The 18101-nt window shown below is 70.3% G+C and carries 16 protein-coding genes; 8 read left to right on the top strand and 8 right to left on the bottom strand.

The genetic code is table 11. The features are described from left to right. Positions 1–496: 496 nt before the first annotated feature. Positions 497–928, bottom strand: coding sequence for a hypothetical protein (locus tag OHA64_RS30945; protein WP_405618622.1), 432 nt, complete (start codon positions 926–928; stop codon positions 497–499). 62 nt (positions 929–990) lie between these two features. Next, positions 991–1506 (bottom strand): SigE family RNA polymerase sigma factor, encoded by a 516-nt coding sequence (locus OHA64_RS30940; RefSeq protein WP_405618620.1) that lies wholly within the window; start codon positions 1504–1506, stop codon positions 991–993. 147 nt (positions 1507–1653) lie between these two features. Here OHA64_RS30940 and OHA64_RS30935 point away from each other — a divergent pair, with 147 nt between their 5' ends. From OHA64_RS30935 to OHA64_RS30925, 3 genes are all read left to right on the top strand, one after another. Next, positions 1654–3039, top strand: a complete 1386-nt coding sequence (locus OHA64_RS30935) for a class II fumarate hydratase (RefSeq protein WP_405618618.1) — start codon at positions 1654–1656, stop codon at positions 3037–3039. Between the two features lie 83 nt (positions 3040–3122). Further along, positions 3123–3818, top strand: a complete 696-nt coding sequence (locus OHA64_RS30930) for a DUF402 domain-containing protein (protein ID WP_405618616.1) — start codon at positions 3123–3125, stop codon at positions 3816–3818. 295 nt (positions 3819–4113) lie between these two features. Beyond that, on the top strand, positions 4114–6225 hold the full coding sequence (locus tag OHA64_RS30925; protein WP_405618614.1) for a SpoIIE family protein phosphatase: 2112 nt from the start codon (positions 4114–4116) through the stop codon (positions 6223–6225). 138 nt (positions 6226–6363) lie between these two features. Here the strand turns inward: OHA64_RS30925 and OHA64_RS30920 are convergent, their stop codons facing one another. Beyond that, on the bottom strand, positions 6364–8745 hold the full coding sequence (locus OHA64_RS30920) for a transglycosylase domain-containing protein (RefSeq protein WP_405618612.1): 2382 nt from the start codon (positions 8743–8745) through the stop codon (positions 6364–6366). Positions 8746–8973: 228 nt separating this feature from the next. On the opposite strand from OHA64_RS30920, the gene OHA64_RS30915 reads away from it, so the two are divergent. The 5 genes from OHA64_RS30915 to OHA64_RS30895 all read left to right on the top strand — a co-directional run bounded on the left by OHA64_RS30915 (position 8974) and on the right by OHA64_RS30895 (position 13822). Then, entirely contained in the window at positions 8974–9909 is a 936-nt protein-coding gene (locus tag OHA64_RS30915; RefSeq protein WP_405618610.1) for an SPFH domain-containing protein, read from the top strand. Next, a complete protein-coding gene (locus tag OHA64_RS30910) occupies positions 9906–10160 on the top strand; it encodes a hypothetical protein (RefSeq protein ID WP_405618607.1) in 255 nt (84 codons plus the stop codon). Before OHA64_RS30915 ends, OHA64_RS30910 begins: the two co-directional genes overlap by 4 nt. Before the next feature lie 94 nt (positions 10161–10254). Beyond that, entirely contained in the window at positions 10255–10779 is a 525-nt protein-coding gene (locus OHA64_RS30905; RefSeq protein ID WP_405618605.1) for a PadR family transcriptional regulator, read from the top strand. Further along, the gene (locus tag OHA64_RS30900; protein ID WP_405618603.1) at positions 10776–11465 is read left to right on the top strand and encodes an ABC transporter ATP-binding protein; all 690 of its coding nucleotides are present in this window, start codon (positions 10776–10778) and stop codon (positions 11463–11465) included. Before OHA64_RS30905 ends, OHA64_RS30900 begins: the two co-directional genes overlap by 4 nt. Continuing rightward, the gene (locus OHA64_RS30895; protein ID WP_405618601.1) at positions 11462–13822 is read left to right on the top strand and encodes an ABC transporter permease; all 2361 of its coding nucleotides are present in this window, start codon (positions 11462–11464) and stop codon (positions 13820–13822) included. The genes OHA64_RS30900 and OHA64_RS30895 overlap by 4 nt, the downstream gene beginning before the upstream one ends. An 87-nt stretch (positions 13823–13909) precedes the next feature. On the opposite strand, the gene OHA64_RS30890 is transcribed toward OHA64_RS30895, so the two are convergent. The 5 genes from OHA64_RS30890 to OHA64_RS30870 all read right to left on the bottom strand — a co-directional run bounded on the left by OHA64_RS30890 (position 13910) and on the right by OHA64_RS30870 (position 18021). Then, the gene (locus OHA64_RS30890; protein WP_405618599.1) at positions 13910–14338 is read right to left on the bottom strand and encodes a hypothetical protein; all 429 of its coding nucleotides are present in this window, start codon (positions 14336–14338) and stop codon (positions 13910–13912) included. A gap of 4 nt (positions 14339–14342) precedes the next feature. Next, positions 14343–14729 (bottom strand): roadblock/LC7 domain-containing protein, encoded by a 387-nt coding sequence (locus tag OHA64_RS30885; RefSeq protein ID WP_405618597.1) that lies wholly within the window; start codon positions 14727–14729, stop codon positions 14343–14345. Between the two features lie 45 nt (positions 14730–14774). Continuing rightward, a complete protein-coding gene (locus OHA64_RS30880; RefSeq protein WP_405618595.1) occupies positions 14775–15614 on the bottom strand; it encodes a MarR family transcriptional regulator in 840 nt (279 codons plus the stop codon). A gap of 229 nt (positions 15615–15843) precedes the next feature. Further along, the gene (locus tag OHA64_RS30875) at positions 15844–17172 is read right to left on the bottom strand and encodes an AI-2E family transporter (RefSeq protein ID WP_405618592.1); all 1329 of its coding nucleotides are present in this window, start codon (positions 17170–17172) and stop codon (positions 15844–15846) included. A 135-nt stretch (positions 17173–17307) separates the two neighbouring features. Next, a complete protein-coding gene (locus OHA64_RS30870; RefSeq protein ID WP_405618589.1) occupies positions 17308–18021 on the bottom strand; it encodes a transglycosylase SLT domain-containing protein in 714 nt (237 codons plus the stop codon). Between the last annotated feature and the right edge of the window lie 80 nt (positions 18022–18101).

The raw sequence follows: 18101 nt of genomic DNA, 5'->3' as shown, positions 1-18101 counted from the left end.
TGCCCCTGCGGCACCGGCCAAGTGGCTCCCACAGGAGCTCAGCCCCCTGTTGTCCGCCTGGAACACCATGCTCCGCGCCCCCGGTCCGCCCCCGCATCGGGGGCGCGGTCAAGCTGCATGACCTGGCACCCACTCAGCCTCGCGCGCGGCCGAGGGCGAACGCGTGGTGGCCGAATGGACCTCCAAGGCCACCACCCTGTTCGGTGGACCTCCAAGCCCACCACCGTGTTCGGCGGCAGCTACGACAATCGCCGCCTCGGTCGCTACATGGTCCGCGACGGCAAGATCGCCTCCGCCGTCGAGTCTCAGTGGTCCGAAGTGGGCCTCGATCGAGCCGGCCCAGGAGGCGTAGGTCAGGGTGAACCACCACTCGACCTTGTTCTTCTCCGCCCAGCAGCGGTGCGGGGGCCGGGTCCGGTGTGATGCGTGTGACCCTGTGACGGACGCCCGCCCCTGATTGACGCAGGGGCGGGCGTCATCTCAGGTCAGGGCCTGATCAGCCGGCGCAGACGATGAAGCTGACCGTGTCGCCGTTGTGGACGATCTTCGGGGCGTGCGGGGACACCCCGAGCACCGAGTTCGGCTTGCAGCCCTTGACGGCCTTCTTGGCGACGGTGCCGAGCTTCGTCTGCGTCTTGTCGAGGTACGTCTTGGCCCCGTCCAGGCTCCAGCCGGCGAAGTCGATCGGGATGGTCGGGTCCTCGCCGTAGAGCATGGTGGTGGCGTCGCTCCCGGTGGCCGTGCTGGTCGCCACCGGCGTCGGGCTGCTGTCGCTCGCGACCGAGGTGGCCAGGGCGGTCCCCCCGCCCGCCGCGATGAGGGCGGCGGCGACGGCGGCGATGCCGAGGGTCCGCCTGCGCCGGGTGCGGCGCACGATCTGGGGCGCGTCGAACTCGGGGGCCTCGGCGGAGTTCGCGAATCGGTTCATGGCGTTCATCAGTTCCTCTTCGAAAGGTGTGCAGCCGGAAGGCCGCGCTTCGCCGTACGAGGTCATCGGATTCCTTCCGTGGGCTGCCGTGGTGAAGGGGCGGAGAGTGCGGGGAACTGGCTTCTGAGCTTCTCGATCCCCCGGGCGAGCTGGGAGCGCACCGTGCTCGGCGAGATGTCCAGGTCGGCCGCGATCTCGGTGTCGGAGAGGTCGTGGAAGTACCGCAGCACCACGACCGTCCGCATCCGCATGGGCAGTTGCTGCAGCGCGCGCACCAACTGGTCCCTGCTGTCGACCTGTCCGTACTCGTCACCGGGGGCGGCCCGGTCGGGGCCGTCCGCCTGCGGAACCGTACGGCGGAAGCGCCGCCAGCGGTCGTTGGCCAGATTGACCATGATCCGCCGCACATAGGCGTCCGGGGCGTCCTTGTCGGCGATCGTGCGCCACTTGCGGCAGGCCCGTTCCAGGGTCTCCTGGACCAGGTCCTCAGCGGCGTCACGGCTGCCCGTCAGTACCAGGGCGCCCCGGAACAGCGCGGCCGACCGGGCGGCGACGAAACCGTCGAAGTCCGTCTCCACACGCTCCCTCCCTTCCTGTCACCCCTCCTCGACGCGAGCACCCCTCCGTCTGCTGCGCGGCCGTCGTGAGAGCTGGGTCACACGGCAACCGCACCCGGGTGGCCGAGCGCCCGGAACATCCCCGGCGTCCCGTTCGCTGTACAGGGCATGAGTGAATACCGCATCGAGCACGACTCCATGGGCGAGGTACGCGTACCGGCGGACGCCAAGTGGCGGGCCCAGACGCAGCGGGCCGTGGAGAACTTCCCGATCTCCGGGCAGCGCATCGAACGCGCCCACATCGAGGCGCTCGCCCGGATCAAGGGCGCCGCGGCCAAGGTGAACGCGCGTCTCGGTGTGCTCGACAAGGACATCGCCGAGGCGATCCAGGAAGCGGCGGGGGAGGTCGCCGAGGGGCGGTGGGACGAGCAGTTCCCCGTCGACGTGTTCCAGACCGGGTCCGGGACCTCGTCCAACATGAACACCAACGAGGTCGTCGCCACCCTCGCCACCGAGCGCCTGGGCCGGGACGTCCACCCCAACGACCACGTCAACGCCTCGCAGTCGTCCAACGACGTGTTCCCCTCCTCGATCCACATCGCGGCCACCGCCGCCGTCACCCGCGACCTGATCCCCGCCCTGGAGCACCTGGCGGCGGCCCTGGAGCGCAGGTCCGAGGAGTTCGCCGACGTCGTGAAGTCGGGGCGCACCCACCTCATGGACGCCACCCCCGTGACGCTGGGCCAGGAGTTCGGCGGATACGCGGCGCAGATCCGCTACGGCGTCGAGCGGCTGACCGCCTCCCTCCCCCGGCTCGCCGAACTGCCCCTGGGCGGCACGGCCGTCGGCACCGGCATCAACACGCCCCCCGGTTTCTCCGCCGCCGTCATCGAGGAGGTCGCCCGCAGCACCGGGCTGCCGCTCACCGAGGCCCGCGACCACTTCGAGGCGCAGGGGGCGCGGGACGGAATCGTCGAGACCAGCGGGCAGCTGCGGACCATCGCCGTCGGACTGACCAAGATCGCGAACGATCTGCGCTGGATGTCCTCCGGCCCCCGCACCGGGCTCGCCGAGATCTCCCTCCCCGACCTGCAGCCGGGCTCGTCGATCATGCCGGGCAAGGTCAACCCGGTGATCCCGGAGGCCGTGCTCATGGTCGCCGCCCAGGTGATCGGCAACGACGCCACCGTCGCGACCGCCGGAGCGGCCGGCAACTTCGAGCTCAACGTGATGCTGCCGGTCATCGCCAAGAACGTGCTGGAGTCGATCCGGCTGCTCGGCAACGTCTCGCGGCTGCTCGCCGACCGGACCGTCGACGGGATCGTCGCCCACCGGGAGCGGGCCAGGGAGTACGCCGAGTCCTCACCGTCCGTCGTGACTCCGCTCAACAAGTACATCGGGTACGAGGAGGCCGCCAAGGTCGCCAAGAAGGCGCTGGCCGAGCGGAAGACGATCCGTCAGGTCGTCGTCGAGAACGGGTACGTGGAGCGCGGCGACCTCACCGAGCAGCAGCTCGACGAGGCGCTGGATGTCCTGCGGATGACACACCCGTAACCGCCCGCGAACCATTGTCGCCGCGGGTGTGAACCGTGACGCGCACCGCAGCGTCGGATGCCTACGGCACCTAATATCTGTGCATGGCAGACGGTGGAGCGGTGAGAGCCGACATGGCAGCGGACGGGTCGGCGGTGTACTGGGCGCCCGGGAGTCAGATCCTGTGGCGTTACCGGGAGAACGGCGGCAGGCGCTTCCATATCGCGCGTCCCGTCACCGTCGTACGGGACGACAGCGAGCTGCTCGCTGTCTGGCTGGCCCCGGGGACCGAGTGTGTGAAGCCGGTGCTCGCGGACGGTACGGCCGTGCACGTGGAGCCGCTGGAGACCCGCTACACCAAGCCGCGGGCCGTGACGCGCGACCGGTGGTTCGGGACCGGCGTGCTGAAGCTCGCCCGGCCCGGTGAGCCGTGGTCGGTGTGGCTGTTCTGGGATCCGGGCTGGCAGTTCAAGAACTGGTACGTGAATCTCGAGGAGCCACTGGCGCGATGGTCCGGCGGGGTCGACTCCGAGGACCACTTCCTCGACATCTCCGTGCACCCGGACCGCAGTTGGCACTGGCGGGACGAGGACGAGTTCGCCCAGGCCCAGCGGGACGGGCTGATGGACGCCCAGCTCGCGCGGAAGGTGGGGGAGGCCGGGCGGTCGGTGGTGGAGGTGATCCGCTCCTGGGGGCCGCCGTTCTCGGACGGCTGGCAGCACTGGAGGCCCGATCCGTCCTGGTCCGTCCCGTCATTGCCCCCGGACTGGGATCGCACGCCCGCGCATCTGTCCTCGTGAGACCCTTGATGCGCCCCCGGGCACGAAACGTAGGATCGTCCTCCGCAAGGGCGCGCAGTGGCAAACACCGGAGCACGCGCTGGGCTTGACCGATCGTCACCGAGGGGCGGCAGGACGTGAGCGAGGGGTACGAGGACAACACCGGTACGGGACGAGGTCGGGCCGCCGGTGGCACACGAACAGCCTCTGACCACGCGGGAAATCCGTTCCAGGGACACATATTCCGGGTATCGGGTTTTCGGCGGGACCATCTGCGCGCGCGGCGCGCAGCCCCGGACGGACGGATTCGACACGCGTGACGGAGCAGCCGACCTTCGAACGCCCCCAGGCGGGCGTCGACCCCGCGGACGGCCGTGGGGCGCTCCTGCGTGCCTCCACGGCGTCCCATCCCCACGGCGCGGACACGCCGTCGTGCACGCCCGGCGCCGGCGTGTTACCGGTGCAGGCACGCGCCGGTGAGCCACCGTCGGCCGCCCCTGGTACGACGCCCGCGTCCGGAACGACGACATCGAGCGGCATGGACAATGACCCCGGCACCGGCCCCGAGCACTCCCAGCCGGCCGCCGCCGAGCCCGACACACACCGCCCCCGGCCCGTGGCGGAGAGCATCCCGCTCCAGCCCGGCGCCGAGCCCTCCGACGTCCTCGACGGCTCGGAGCGGCGGACCGGACAGGGTCTGTCGGCGGGCCGACCCACTCCGATGCGGCGGGACGGCGACCGGCTGCGGTTCGTGGGCGCCGCGACCCGGCGGATCGCCCGGGGCCTCGACCTCGACGAGATCGTGATGGGGCTGTGCCGCGCCACTGTGCCGACGTTCTCGGACGCCATCCTCGTCTATCTGCGTGACCCGCTGCCGGTCGGCGACGAACGGCCCGTCGGGCCGCTGGTGCTGCGGCTGCGCCGCACCGACCGGATCCCGCAGGAGCGGGACCTGGAGGACGGGATCCTGCCGGTTCCGGTGCCGGATCCGTCCGAGCTGGGCACGATCGGCACCGAGCTGTGCGAGGTGCGGCCCGGCAGCGCGCTGGCCGAGGTGCTGCGCGGGGTGCGTCCCGTCTTCACGGACCCGCCCGCCGCGCGCGCCGCACTGCCCGAGCTGCTGGGCGAGGGCGGCGAGTTCGCCGTACCGACAGGCAGGCGCGCGATCCTGGCCCCGCTGCGCGGCCGTCGCCGGGTGATCGGTGCCGCGCTGTTCCTGCGCCGTCCGGACCGGATCGCCTTCGAGCCGGATGACCTGCTGGTCGCCGCGCAGCTCGCCACGCACAGTGCGCTCGGCATCGACAAGGCGGTGCTGTACGGCCGCGAGGCGTACATCGCCGACGAGTTGCAGCGCACCATGCTGCCGGAGACCCTTCCGCGCCCGACCGGTGTGCGGCTGGCGTCCCGCTATCTACCGGCCGCGGAGACCGCGCGGGTGGGCGGCGACTGGTACGACGCGATCCCGCTGCCCGGCAGCCGGGTCGCCCTGGTCGTCGGTGACGTCATGGGCCACTCCATGACCAGTGCGGCGATCATGGGCCAGCTGCGGACGACGGCCCAGACACTCGCCGGACTCGACCTGCCCCCGCAGGAGGTCCTGCACCATCTCGACGAACAGGCGCAGCGCCTGGGCACCGACCGCATGGCGACCTGTCTCTACGCCGTCTACGACCCGGTGGCGCACCGGATCACCATCGCCAACGCCGGCCATCCCCCACCGGTCCTGCTGCACCTGGGCGGCCGGGCCGAGGTGCTGCGGGTACCGCCGGGTGCGCCGATCGGTGTGGGCGGCGTGGACTTCGAGGCCGTGGAGCTGGACGCGCCCGCCGGAGCGACCCTGCTCCTGTACACCGACGGGCTCGTCGAGTCGCGTCTGAGAGACGTGTGGACCGGCATAGAGCAGCTGCGCGAGAAGCTCGCCGCGACCGCGCAGCTGACCGGACCCGACCACCCGCCGCCGCTCGAGGCCCTGTGCGACGAGGTGCTCGACATGCTCGGCCCGGGTGACCGGGACGACGACATCGCGCTGCTCGCCGCCCGCTTCGACGGGATCGCACCGAGTGATGTGGCGTACTGGTTCCTGGAGCCGGAGGAGATGGCTCCCGGGCGGGCCCGTCGGCTGGCCCGCCGGGCGCTGTCCCGCTGGGGCATGGAGGAACTCAGCGACTCGGTGGAGCTGCTGGTCAGCGAGGTCGTGACGAACGCGGTGCGGTATGCCTCCCGGCCGATCACGCTACGGCTGCTGCGGACGGATGTCCTGCGCTGTGAAGTGGGGGACGACGTACCGCAGTTGCCGCGGCTGCGGCAGGCGCGGGCCACGGACGAGGGCGGGCGTGGGCTGTACCTCGTGAACAAGCTGGCTCGGCGGTGGGGGGCGACTCGGTTGAGCACCGGCAAGGTGGTGTGGTTCGAGCTCAACAGCGGGTGACGGGCGTTCCACCCGCCCGGCCGGAGGAGGTGTTCATCGTCCCCTCCTCCGGTGTCCGCTCCTCCGGTCTCTTCTCCTCGGCGCCCTACGCGAACGGGCCCGCCGCGTCACAGGTGACGCGGCGGGCCCGTTGGCCTGTCAGAGCTGGTCGTCCGGGTCGAGGGGATCCTCCGGGGTACCGTCGCCCGTCGGCGGGGTGATCGGCGGTGACGTCGACGGAGCGGTAGGCGGCGGCGCCGACGTCGTCGGTGGCTCGCTGGGCGGCTCGGACGTCGCGGTCTGCGACGGCGGGGGCTCCGACGTCGGCTCCTCCTTGGGCGGCTCGGACGTCTGGGTCTGCGACGGCGGGGGCTGCGTGGCCGTCGGCGACTTGGTCGGCTTGACCGCCGCGCCCTGGTCGGTGTCCAGGTCGAACTTGGAGTTCTTGGCCGAGACGCCGAAGGTGTACGCCGCCCAGATCTGCGCCGGGAAACCACCTCCGTTGACGCGCTCCTCGCCGCCCGCGCCGTACATCTTGACCTGCGCGCTGGTCTTCTGGTCCTCGCCGAACAGGCCCACCGAGGTGACCAGGTCGGGCGTGTAGCCGGTGAACCAGGCCGACTTGTTGTCGTCGGAGGTACCGGTCTTGCCGGCGACCTGCTGGCCGTCGCGCTCCGGGTTCCTCGCCACGGAGTCGCTGGCCGTACCGTCGTCGACCACGCCGGTCAGCACCGAGGTGACCGTGTCGGCGGTCTCCGGGGAGAGGACCTCCTCGCCGATCGGGTCGGGCATCTCCACCTTGCTGGTGGCGTGCTCGGCCGACTTGACGATGCTCGGCGTGACCTGCTTGCCGTGGTTGTCGAGCGTGGCGTAGACCCCGGCCATCTGCAGCGGGCTCGCGCCCATGGTGCCGAGGGTCAGCGCGGGCACCGGCTTGAGGTCGCCGGTGTCCATGCCGAGCTTCTCGCCCATCTCGAGCACTTTGTCCATGCCGACGTCCACGCCCAACTGCGCGAAGACGGAGTTGATGGACTTGTTCATCGCCGTCTGCACGGTGACGTCACCGTAGTCCCTGTCGTCCTCGTTCTCCGGCCCGAACGCGATGTCGCTGCCCTCGACCGGGCGCTTGCTGGTGCCGTCGTAGATCGTGTCCGTGGTGATCGGCTTGTCGGACTGCGTCACCGCGTCGTCCTCCAGGGCGGCGGCGAGGATCACCGGCTTGAACGTGGAGGCGGGCTGGTAGTCCGTGCGGGTCGCGTTGCTCCGGAAGTGCTTGAAGTAGTCCACACCGCCGTACAGGGCGACGATCTCGCCCGTCTTCGGGTCGACGGAGACCGCGCCGGCCTGGACGTTCTTGTCGACCTTCCGCTTCTTCGGATCCAGCTTGCTGGTCAGCTGCGCCTTGACCGACTGCTCCAGCTCGGCCTGCTTCTTCTTGTCGATGTTCAGGGTGATGGTCCACCCCTTGCCGACGACCTGGGCCTCCGCCTGAGAGCGCGAGATGCCCTGCTGCTTCATGAGCTGATCCTCGACCTGCGTGTTGGCGAGGTCGACCAGGTAGCCCTTCTGGCCCTCCAGGCCGGCGGCGGCCTTGGGCTCCTTCGGCGGATCGAACTCCATGGTGTCGCGGTCGGCCTTGTCCAGCCAGTCCTCCTCGACCATGTTGTCCAGGACGTAGTTCCAGCGGTTCTTCACCAGCTTTTTGCCGGTCTTGCTCGCGACCGCCCAGTCGTACTGGCTCGGCGCCTGGAGGAGGGCGGCGAGATACGCGCCCTGCTCGACCGAGAGCTGGTCGGCGTCGACCCGGTAGTAGGCCTGGGCCGCGGCCTGGATGCCGTAGGCGTTGCGGCCGTAGTAGCTGCTGTTGATGTAGCCGGCGAGGATGTAGTCCTTGGACTTCTGGCGGTCCACCTTCAGGGAGATGACCATCTCCTTGAGCTTGCGGGTGACCGTCTGCTCCTGGCTGAGGTAGTAGTTCTTGACGTACTGCTGGGTGATGGTCGAACCGCCCTGCGCGCCCCGGCCCCTGAGCGTGTTGTACAGGCCTCGGGCCGTGCCCTTCAGGTCGATGCCGGAGTCGGAGTAGAAGGTCTTGTTCTCGGCGGCGACGAAGGTGTGCTGGACGTCTTTAGGCACCTTGGACAGGTCCACGATCTCGCGGTTGACCTTGCCGGATCGGGCCAGGACCGTGCGGCCGTCGCTGAACTTGTAGACGTTGCTCTGGAGCTCCGCGGCCTGCGCCGCCGCGTTGCCCTCGGGGACGGGCACCATGATGTACAGCACGATGAAGGAGCCGATGCCGAGGAGGCAGAGGCCGAAAAAGGTGCCTAGGACCTTCTTCCAGGTGAACAGCCTGCGTATGCCGCTCTTCCTGGGCTTGCCCGCCGGTCCGGACTTGCCGCCGCCCTTGCCCTTGGCCGCCTTGCGCGCGGCAGCCCGGCCGCCGCCCTCGACGCCCGCAGCCGGCGACGAGGACGAGCTGGGGGGCGCCGCGCGATGGCCGCCACGCTGTCGCGCTCGTCTCTCTTCGGCTCGTCCCATGAGTCCGCTCGCTCCGCTTCATTCTCTGTTGTCACACAGGTTCCTGGCTCAGGTCAGCTCAGAAAGCTAACACCGCTTGATGTGACAAAGGACTTTCGATCCTGTCTTTTACGGACGTGACAATCAGCACCCGTCCCAATGGAACCGACGTACGAGAGGGGGTAAGGGTTGCGAGGATCGGATAAAGTGATATCACTTGGATAGACACAAGCTAGCTGGGGGGACTCCATGACCACGAACGACTCCGCACCGACCGCCGACGTACCCGCGATGCCCGCGCCACGCGTGCGGGAGTTCACCGCGCACAGCATCGGCGGCGGTCTCGCGCTGCTGCTGGGCCTTATCGGACTCATGCTCGGCATCGGCATGGTGGTGAGCGCCACCGCGGTGGCCGCGACCGGCGCCAAGGCAGCCCTGATCGTCGTCGGCATCCTGATAGGTCTCGCCGCGTTCATCGCGATGTGCGGACTGAACATGGTGGCGCCGGGCGAGGCCCGGGTCGTCCAGCTCTTCGGGCGCTACCGGGGCACGATCCGCGAGGACGGGCTGCGTTGGGTGAACCCCCTCACCTCCCGGGCGAAGATCTCCACCCGCGTCCGCAACCACGAGACCGCGGTCCTCAAGGTCAACGACGCCTACGGCAACCCGATCGAGCTGGCCGCGGTCGTGGTGTGGAAGGTGGAGGACACCGCGCAGGCCAGCTTCGAGGTGGACGACTTCCTGGAGTTCGTCGCCACCCAGACCGAGGCGGCCGTGCGCCACATCGCCATCGAGTACCCGTACGACGCCCACGAGGAGGACGGCCTCTCGCTGCGCGGCAACGCGGAGGAGATCACCGAGAAGCTCGCCGTCGAACTGCACGCGCGCGTGGAGGCGGCCGGCGTGCACATCATCGAGTCGCGCTTCACGCACCTCGCGTACGCGCCGGAGATAGCCTCGGCGATGCTCCAGCGACAGCAGGCCGGGGCGGTCGTGGCGGCCCGGCGGCAGATCGTCGACGGCGCGGTCGGGATGGTCGAGGCGGCCCTCGCCCGGATCACCGAGCAGGGCATCGTCGAACTGGACGAGGAACGGAAGGCGGCGATGGTGTCCAACCTGATGGTGGTGCTGTGCGGCGACCGCGCGCCCCAGCCGGTGCTGAACACGGGGACCCTCTACCAGTGACGGCACCGTCCGAGGGCTCCTCGCCCAAGCGGCGGCCGCAGCAGCGCAAGCAGGTGCTGCTGCGGCTGGACCCGCTGGTGTACGAGTCGCTGGCCCGGTGGGCCGGGGACGAACTCCGCTCCGCCAACGCGCAGATCGAGTTCCTGTTGCGCAAGGCCCTCGCCGACGCGGGACGACTGCCCAAGGAGACCGGGCCGTTGCCTAGCCGGGGGCGTCCGCCCGGCGACCCGGGGCCTGTCGCAGAACCGTGACAATCGGCTCCCACCTGCGGGGCCGTACCGCCCGCCACGGCCTGCGCACGCGACGTATGCATACGGGGTATACACCGTGTGTAGAGTCCTTGGCATGTCCATCGGTCACACTCTCCTGGGGCTCCTGGAGTCCGGCCCGCGCCACGGTTACGACCTCAAGCGGACCTTCGACGAGAAGTTCGGTCACGACCGGCCACTGCACTACGGCCAGGTCTACTCGACGATGTCCCGCCTGCTCAAGAACGGGCTCGTCGAGGTCGACGGCGTCGAGCCCGGCGACGGGCCGGAGCGCAAGCGGTACGCCATCACCGAGGCCGGGATCACCGACGTGCAGCGGTGGCTCGCGACGCCGGAGAAGCCCGAGCCGTATCTGCAGTCGACCCTGTACACCAAGGTCGTCCTCGCTCTTCTGACGCGGCGCGACGCGACCGACATCCTCGACGCCCAGCGTGCCGAGCATCTGCGGATGATGCGGATCCTCACCGACCGCAAGCGCAAGGGCGATCTGGCCGACCAACTCATCTGCGACCACGCCCTGTTCCACCTGGAAGCCGACCTGCGCTGGCTGGAACTGACGGCCGCGCGCCTCGACAAGCTCGCCGAGGCGGTGGCCAGGTGACGCATCCCGCCGGTTCCCTGCTCACGGCCGACGACCTGCGCAAGGCGTACGGCCCGACCCTCGCGCTCGACGGCGCCGGGTTCTCCATCCACCCCGGTGAGGTCGTCGCCGTGATGGGCCCGTCGGGGTCCGGGAAGTCGACGCTGCTGCACTGTCTCGCCGGGATCGTGACGCCCGACTCGGGGTCGATCACGTACAACGGGCGCGAGATGGCCACCATGAACGACGCCCAGCGCAGTGCGCTCAGGCGCAGCGAGTTCGGGTTCGTGTTCCAGTTCGGGCAGCTCGTCCCCGAGTTGACCTGCGTGGAGAACGTCGCCCTGCCGCTGCGGCTGAACGGGACCTCCCGCAAGGAGGCCGAGCGGACCGCGCTGTCGTGGATGGAGCGGCTGGAGGTCGACGACCTGCGCAAGAAGCGGCCCGGCGAGGTGTCCGGCGGGCAGGGGCAGCGGGTCGCCGTGGCGCGGGCGCTGGTCACCAGCCCGCGGGTGCTGTTCGCCGACGAGCCGACCGGCGCGCTCGACTCGCTCAACGGCGAGCGCGTGATGGAGCTGCTTACCGAGGCGGCGCGGTCCACCAACGCCGCCGTGGTGCTGGTCACGCACGAGGCCCGGGTGGCCGCCTACTCCGACCGCGAGATCGTCGTACGGGACGGCAGGTCCCGGGACATGGAGCGGGTCATATGAACGTGCGGCAGTGGTGGCGGGACCTTGCCATGGGGGTCAGGTTCGCCTTCGCCGGCGGGCGCGAGGGATGGGTCCGGGCGCTGCTGACCGCGGTCGGGGTCGGGCTCGGGGTGGCGTTGCTGCTGCTGACGACGGCGATCCCGAACGCGCTGGCGGTACGGCACGACCGGGAGGCCGCCCGCCAGGACCTCAACTACGGCGACACCGATACGAAGGTGCCCAGGTCGGACCACTCGCTGCTGATCGCGCAGGTCGATACGGATTTCCGCGACAAGGAGGTCCGGGGGCGGGAGCTGACGCCTGAGGGGCCGCGGGCACCGCTGCCGCCCGGTCTGGAGAAGTTCCCGGCCGAGGGCGAGATGGTGGTCTCCCTCAAGCTGAAGCAGCTTCTGGAGTCCGATTCCGGCAGGTTGCTGCGCGAGCGGTTGCCGCAGCGGATCGTCGGCACGATCGGCGAGAGCGGGCTGGTCGGCTCGGCGGAGCTCGCCTTCTACCGGGGCGGCGAGGACCTCGCCGAGCACCTCGCCGGCGGCGGGGCTGCCCGCATCGATCGGTTCGGGGAGGTGAACCCGACCTCCGAGGAGACCGACCCGGTACTGATCCTGCTGATCCTGGTCGTCTTCGTGGTGCTGCTGATGCCGGTCGCCGTGTTCATCGCCGCGGCCGTGCGCTTCGGCGGCGAGCGCCGCGACCGGCGACTCGCGGCACTGCGGCTGGTCGGCTCGGACGGCATGGGGACCCGGCGGATCGCCGCCGGTGAAGCCCTCGCGGGCGCGGTGCTGGGGCTGGTGCTCGGCGCGGGCTTCTTCATGATCGGCCGTCAGGTGGCGGGCTCGATCGAGGTGTTCGACGTCAGCGTGTACCCGAGCTACCTCAACCCCTCCCCCGCGCTCGCCCTGCTGGTCGGGCTCACCGTGCCGGCGGCCGCCGTCCTGGTCACGCTGTTCGCGCTGCGCGGGGTGGTGATCGAGCCGCTCGGCGTGGTGCGCACCGCGAAACCGGCGCGGCGCCGGCTGTGGTGGCGGCTGCTGCTGCCGCTGGGCGGGCTCGCGCTGCTCTACCCGATGGTCGGGCAGGGCCGGGACGACGGCGACTTCAACCAGTACCTGGTCGTCGGCGGTGTCATGCTGCTGCTCATCGGCGTGACCGCGTTGCTGCCGTGGATCGTCGAGGCGGTCGTCGGACGGCTCGGCGGCGGCGGAGTGGCCTGGCAACTGGCCGTACGCAGGCTCCAGTTGAGCAGCGGTACGGCTGCCCGCATGGTCAACGGCATCGCGGTCGCGGTGGCCGGGGCGATCGCGCTGCAGATGCTGTTCGCCGGAGTGGACAAGGACTACACCGAGAACACCGGCTACGACGTGTCGCGGACCCAGATGCAGGTGACGGTGTACAACGGCACACCGCTCGACGAGGCCGCCGACAAGCTCCGCCGGACCGAGGGCGTACGCCAGGCGCACGCCTACTCCGAGGGATACGTCGGAGAGCGGCGAAAGGACGCGGAGCTCAGCGTCGAGGTGACCGTCGGGGACTGCGCGTCGCTGCGGGAGGTGGCCCGCCTGACCTCGTGCCGGGACGGTGACGTCTTCGCCGTCCAGGGCGCCGCGGACGGGAGCGACGAGGTCGACAGCATCACCCCGCAGCTGGCGAAGCCCGGCCGGACGCTGTACTTCGACCCGTCCTACGAGGGCGGCCCGAAGAGCGTGGAGGCTCCCTGGGTGGTGCCGTCGGACCTGAAGCAGGCGCAGGCGGTGACCCGGCCGGACCCGACCGGCACGCAGCGGGGCGGCTTCCTGATCACCCCGAAGGCGCTGCCGGCCGCGGCCGCTCCGGCGCTGGCCGGCCAGGTCTACCTGAAGCTCGACGAGTCCGTTCCGGACGTGCACGAGCGGGTGCGGAACACGGCCGCGACCATCGACCCGCTGAGCGAACCCATGGTGTGGCAGTCGGTCGAACAGACCGACGAGTACACCGCCATCCGCACCGGCCTGTTCGTCGGCGCCTCGTGTGTGCTGGCCCTTATCGGGGCGAGCCTGCTCGTGTCGCAGCTGGAGCAACTGCGGGAGCGCAAGAAGCTGTTGTCGGCACTGATCGCCTTCGGCACCCGGCGGCGCACGCTGAGCCTGTCGGTGCTGTGGCAGACGGCGATCCCCGTCGCGATCGGTCTGCTGCTGGCGTCGACGGTGGGGCTGACCCTGGGGGCGGTGCTGATGCGGATGACGGACACCACGGTGCGGGTGGACTGGCCGAGCGTGCTGTCCATGACCGGCGTGGGCGCGGCCGTCGTCCTGGTGGTGACGCTGCTCAGCCTGCCGCCGCTGCTCCGGCTGATGCGGCCGGACGGGCTGCGGACGGAGTAGCGGGGCCGGTGGACCGGTCGGGCTGGTTGGCCGGGTCGGGCCGGTGGGCCGGTGGGCCCCTCTCCTGCGGGGGAGGGGCCCTCGCCGTCACAGGCCGTACTCCCGGATCACCCGCCGGACCTGGGCGAACAGCATGCCCACGTTGACCGACTTGCGGCAGACGACCACCGCCACGACGTCCTGCTGCTCGTTCATCCGGACGAACAGGTGGGTGAGGTTCTCGCTGTTGACCAGGATCTCCTGGAAGAAGTGGTTGTCACTGGCGATCCCGCGGCGTTCCTTGAAGACGTCCTCGATCATCACGACGGTACGGCCCTGGAACAGGTCGAGGGTCGCGCCCGCCAGCAGGTCCAGGACCTCGGGCGGGTGGTTGTCGACGGTCTCGTACGACAACAGCATGCCGGTCGACATGTCGACCACGCCCGAGGCCACGCAGTCGGGGGCGTCGGTGCGGAGGGCTTTGACCAGGCCCATCACCTGGTCGGAGAAACCGGAGGTCATACGCTTCGTCGCCATCCCTTCAAACTCCTTCGGCTGCTTTTTCGGTGAGGATCGAGTCGATCCGGCGCAGGGTGGGTTGGGTCACCCGGTGCAGGTCGTCGACGTCCAGGCCCTCGTCTCCCAGGACGACCATCAGCGCGGTGTCACCGACGGCGTAGAAGGCGGCGCAGCCGTGGCTGCCGTAGGTGACCGCGCGGCGCAGGGTGCCGCGGGCGGTCGCCTGGGCGGTACGGCGGGCGAGGCCGAGGCCGGCCGCGGCCAGGGCGGCGAGGCCCTCCGGGTCGATGGAGTCGGCGGTGTCGGCGGCTATCAGCAGTCCGTCCGCCGCGGCCAACGCGGTGTCGGTGATTCCGGTGACCTGTTCGCGCAGTCCGCGCATTTCCCGTGCGAGGGCTTTGTGATCCATGTACTCAACTCCCCTGTTTCTGTTCGCATCTGATCGGACCGTTTGTCATTTCGGGATTCCGTTCCGTAGGCGGAAGAACCCGCCCGGTTTACGGCGGGGCAGAGCGGCGGGAATCGGGGGTGGCGGGGACGCGAGGGACTCGGGGGGTGTCTGAGTCGTCCGGGGGTGTACGCCCCGACCGTCGGGCGGTGTGCGCAGGACCGGGATCGGGAGGGGTTCCGCGGGGCACTCCAGGACCCCCTCGGCGAGCATCCGGGCCACCTCGACGGTGGCGGTGTAGACGCCGCGCCCGGTGCGGAAGGCCAGATCGCGACTCGTACGGCGGCCGTCGGCATGAGCGAGCAGTTCGCCGCGCAGGGTGCCGTGCGGGCCGACCGCGCCGCGGTTCGCCGGCAGGGGGCGCTCGCGGTCGGGGTGCACGGGGTGGGGCAGGGCCGCGAGGGCGGCGAGTCGGCGGGCCGCCTCCCGCAGCAGCCGGGAGGGCGACTCCCCCACGGCGACCTGGGCGAACGGCTCGGCGGCGGGGGCGCGTTCGCAATCGTCCGCCCGGCCCGCGGCGATCGCGAACGCCGCGTCGTGCAGCGCCATCACACAGACGACCTTGAGCTGGGCGGCGCCCGCGTATCCGTGGGTGACCAGCTCCGTGGCCGGCCAGCGCGAGCCGCCGGACTCCCTCACCAGCTCCGCCCACTGCTCGCCGCTGACCCGACCGGAACGCAGCAGCAGGGCCTCGGGGCCCGGCGCGCCCGGGGACTCCACGGCGACCACGAGTCCGTCCCGGAAGTGGACGGTGCCGCCGGGGGATCCGGCGATCCGCAACTCCCCCGTGAAGCGCTCACGCCCGCACTCGGCCAGGGCCGGTGCGAGCAGTTCGTAGCCCGACATCACTCCCCTTGGCGTGTCGCACATACGCCTGACGCGTAGCACTGAAGGAGGAATGTGTATCAGGCTGGGCGCATACTCCGACGGGAGTATTCCGAGCTGTCGTCAGCTGACGGAAGTTGAAGCCGCATGCCGTTCAACTGGCTTTGTTCTGGACTTGTTCTGGCTTTGTTCGGCGCGCATGTGAACGATTCTCGGTCGACCGTTCCTGCCGGATTCCCAGACTCTCGGGCTACTGCTGCGGAGGTGTGTCCGCGGGAGCCGCCCCCATCGCCGTGGCGCCCCTCGGCCGCGGCGACTGCTTCAGCGCGGTCTCGTGGGGGTACGACCGCAGATACCCCACCACCGTGTTGGTCACCGCCACCAACGGCACCGCCACCACCGCACCGCCGATCCCCGCGACCATCCCGCCGGCCGCGACCGACAGCACAACCGCCAGCGGGTGCACCCGAACGGCCCGGCCCAGGATGAACGGCTGCAGGATGTGGCCCTCGATCTGCTGGACCGCCAGCACCACAGCCAGCACCAGGACCGCCGTGAAGACGCCCTGTGTCACCAGCGCGACCACGACCGCGAGCGCGCCGGAGACCACCGCGCCGACGAGCGGGATGAAGGCGAACAGGAAGATGAAGACGGCGAGCGGGACGGCCATCGGGACGTCCAGGAAGAAGATGCCCAGGCCGATGAAGATGGCGTCGATGAGGGCCACGATCACCGTACCGCGGACGTAGGCCGTCAGGGTCCGCCAGGCCCGCGGGCCCGCGCCCGCCATGGCCGGCCGGGCCGCCGCCGGGACCAGCTTCAGCGTCCACTCCCAGATGCGCCGGCCGTCGTAGAGGAGGAACAGCGTCGAAAAGGCCGCCAGCAGGATGCCGGTGAGCGCCTCGACGACGACCGTGACGCCCTCAAGGCCCGCCGACGTGATCTGGTCGGTGTTCGCGCCGACCGCCGCGCGGAGGTTCTCCGCGATGTCGTTGATCTGCTTGTCCGTGACGTGGAAGGGGCTGTTCAACAGCCACTTGCGCAACTCGTCGATGCCGTCCTGGACCTGGTCGGAGAGGTTGTCGATGTTCTCCATGACCTGCCAGGTCACGAACCAGCCGATCAGGCCCATGACGACGAACCCGAGGACCGCGGTCAGCGCGGTGGCCAGACCGCGCGGAAAGCCGAGCCGCCTGAGCCTCGCCACCGTCGGCTGCAGGATCGCCGTGATGAGCAGCGCCGCCACGAACGCCAGCACCACCAACTGCACGGCAGTGATGACCTTCATGAGGACCCAGAGGGTGCCGGCCAGCACCAGCAGCCGCCAGCCGGCCTCGGCCGCCACCCGCATCCCCCACGGCACGGCGTGCGCCGGGTCCGGGCGGGTCACGACGGCCACCGACTGGTGGTCCGGGGACGTGTGGACGTCGGCGGCCGGCGGTGGGCCGTGGTCCGCGAACGGAGCCGCTTCGGACTCCGCTTCCTCCCTCTCCGCCCGCGCCCGACGCTCGTTCAACCGGTCACCCATGTCGGTCAGTCCGGCGCCGAGCCGACCGAGCCACCCTGGCACTCGCGACATGATTCGCCCTCTTCCCCCGTCTCTCCTCACCACTCCCCCGGAGTCGTCCGGTCCGACCGTACATGGCAACAGCCCCTCCCCGTAGGACGGGGAGGGGCTGCGCGAGGTTGAGTGCGTGGCCGGAGCCGGGGAGGCTCAGTACCAGTTGTTGGCCTGCCAGAACGACCAGGCCTCACACGGGCTGCCGTACCGGCTGTCCATGTAGTTGAGGCCCCACTTGATCTGGGTGGCCGGGTTGGTCTGCCAGTCGGAGCCGACCGACGACATCTTGGAACCCGGCAGCGCCTGGAAGAGACCGTAGGCACCGGACGAGGCGTTGACCGCCCGGTAGTTCCAGCTGGACTCGTGGTCCACGATGTTGCTGAAGCACTGGAACTGATCGCTCGACACGACCGAACGCGCCATCGCCTGGATCTGCGCGATGCTGTAGGAGCTCTGCACGGGGAAGCTGGCAGGACCCGACGCCTTGGCGGCCTTGGTCTTGGCCTCGGCCTCGGCGCGTTCCTTGGCCGCCTGCTCTGCCTTCTCGGCGGCGTCCTTCTTCTCCTGCGCGGTCTTGGCGGCCTCCTTGCGGGCCGTCTCCTCCGCCACCTTCTTGGCGCTCACGTCCGCGGCGATGGCCTGGGTGTCGGCCTGCTGCGTGAGGGACGCGGTCTGCACCTGTGCCAGCTGACCCGCGGGGATGTCAGCGAGGAGCGTCGAGTCGGCTGCCGTCGCCTCCGCGTCGTTGGGCTGCGCGGTGCTGCCCGAGGCAACTCCGACGACGCTTCCGACAGCGGTGACCGCCGTGGCCGAGGCCACTGCGAATCCCCTGACCGAAATCGGGCTCACACGGTTTCCTTCCAGCATCGCCCGCTTCGGTGACCCTGGCGGACGCAATCGTGCCCCCTGGCACTGGCCTCCCAACTGCGGGGTCACGGGAGGCGCGG

The organism is Streptomyces sp. NBC_00076 (genome assembly GCF_045041235.1).
Lineage (GTDB): Bacteria > Actinomycetota > Actinomycetes > Streptomycetales > Streptomycetaceae > Streptomyces.
Note: the sequence above shows the minus strand (reverse complement) of the source record. Positions and strands in the feature narration are given on the sequence as shown.

Excerpts from the sequence above, each read along its gene's own strand:
- OHA64_RS30905 (WP_405618605.1), top strand. The coding sequence starts at position 10,255 with ATGTCCATCGGTCACACTCTCCTGGGGCTCCTGGAGTCCGGCCCGCGC.
- OHA64_RS30930 (WP_405618616.1), top strand. The coding sequence starts at position 3,123 with ATGGCAGACGGTGGAGCGGTGAGAGCCGACATGGCAGCGGACGGGTCG.
- OHA64_RS30870 (WP_405618589.1), bottom strand. The coding sequence starts at position 18,021 with ATGCTGGAAGGAAACCGTGTGAGCCCGATTTCGGTCAGGGGATTCGCA.
- OHA64_RS30920 (WP_405618612.1), bottom strand. The coding sequence starts at position 8,745 with ATGGGACGAGCCGAAGAGAGACGAGCGCGACAGCGTGGCGGCCATCGC.
- OHA64_RS30880 (WP_405618595.1), bottom strand. The coding sequence starts at position 15,614 with ATGTCGGGCTACGAACTGCTCGCACCGGCCCTGGCCGAGTGCGGGCGT.
- OHA64_RS30935 (WP_405618618.1), top strand. The coding sequence starts at position 1,654 with ATGAGTGAATACCGCATCGAGCACGACTCCATGGGCGAGGTACGCGTA.
- OHA64_RS30915 (WP_405618610.1), top strand. The coding sequence starts at position 8,974 with ATGACCACGAACGACTCCGCACCGACCGCCGACGTACCCGCGATGCCC.
- OHA64_RS30890 (WP_405618599.1), bottom strand. The coding sequence starts at position 14,338 with ATGGCGACGAAGCGTATGACCTCCGGTTTCTCCGACCAGGTGATGGGC.
- OHA64_RS30895 (WP_405618601.1), top strand. The coding sequence starts at position 11,462 with ATGAACGTGCGGCAGTGGTGGCGGGACCTTGCCATGGGGGTCAGGTTC.
- OHA64_RS30875 (WP_405618592.1), bottom strand. The coding sequence starts at position 17,172 with ATGTCGCGAGTGCCAGGGTGGCTCGGTCGGCTCGGCGCCGGACTGACC.
- OHA64_RS30945 (WP_405618622.1), bottom strand. The coding sequence starts at position 928 with ATGAACCGATTCGCGAACTCCGCCGAGGCCCCCGAGTTCGACGCGCCC.
- OHA64_RS30885 (WP_405618597.1), bottom strand. The coding sequence starts at position 14,729 with ATGGATCACAAAGCCCTCGCACGGGAAATGCGCGGACTGCGCGAACAG.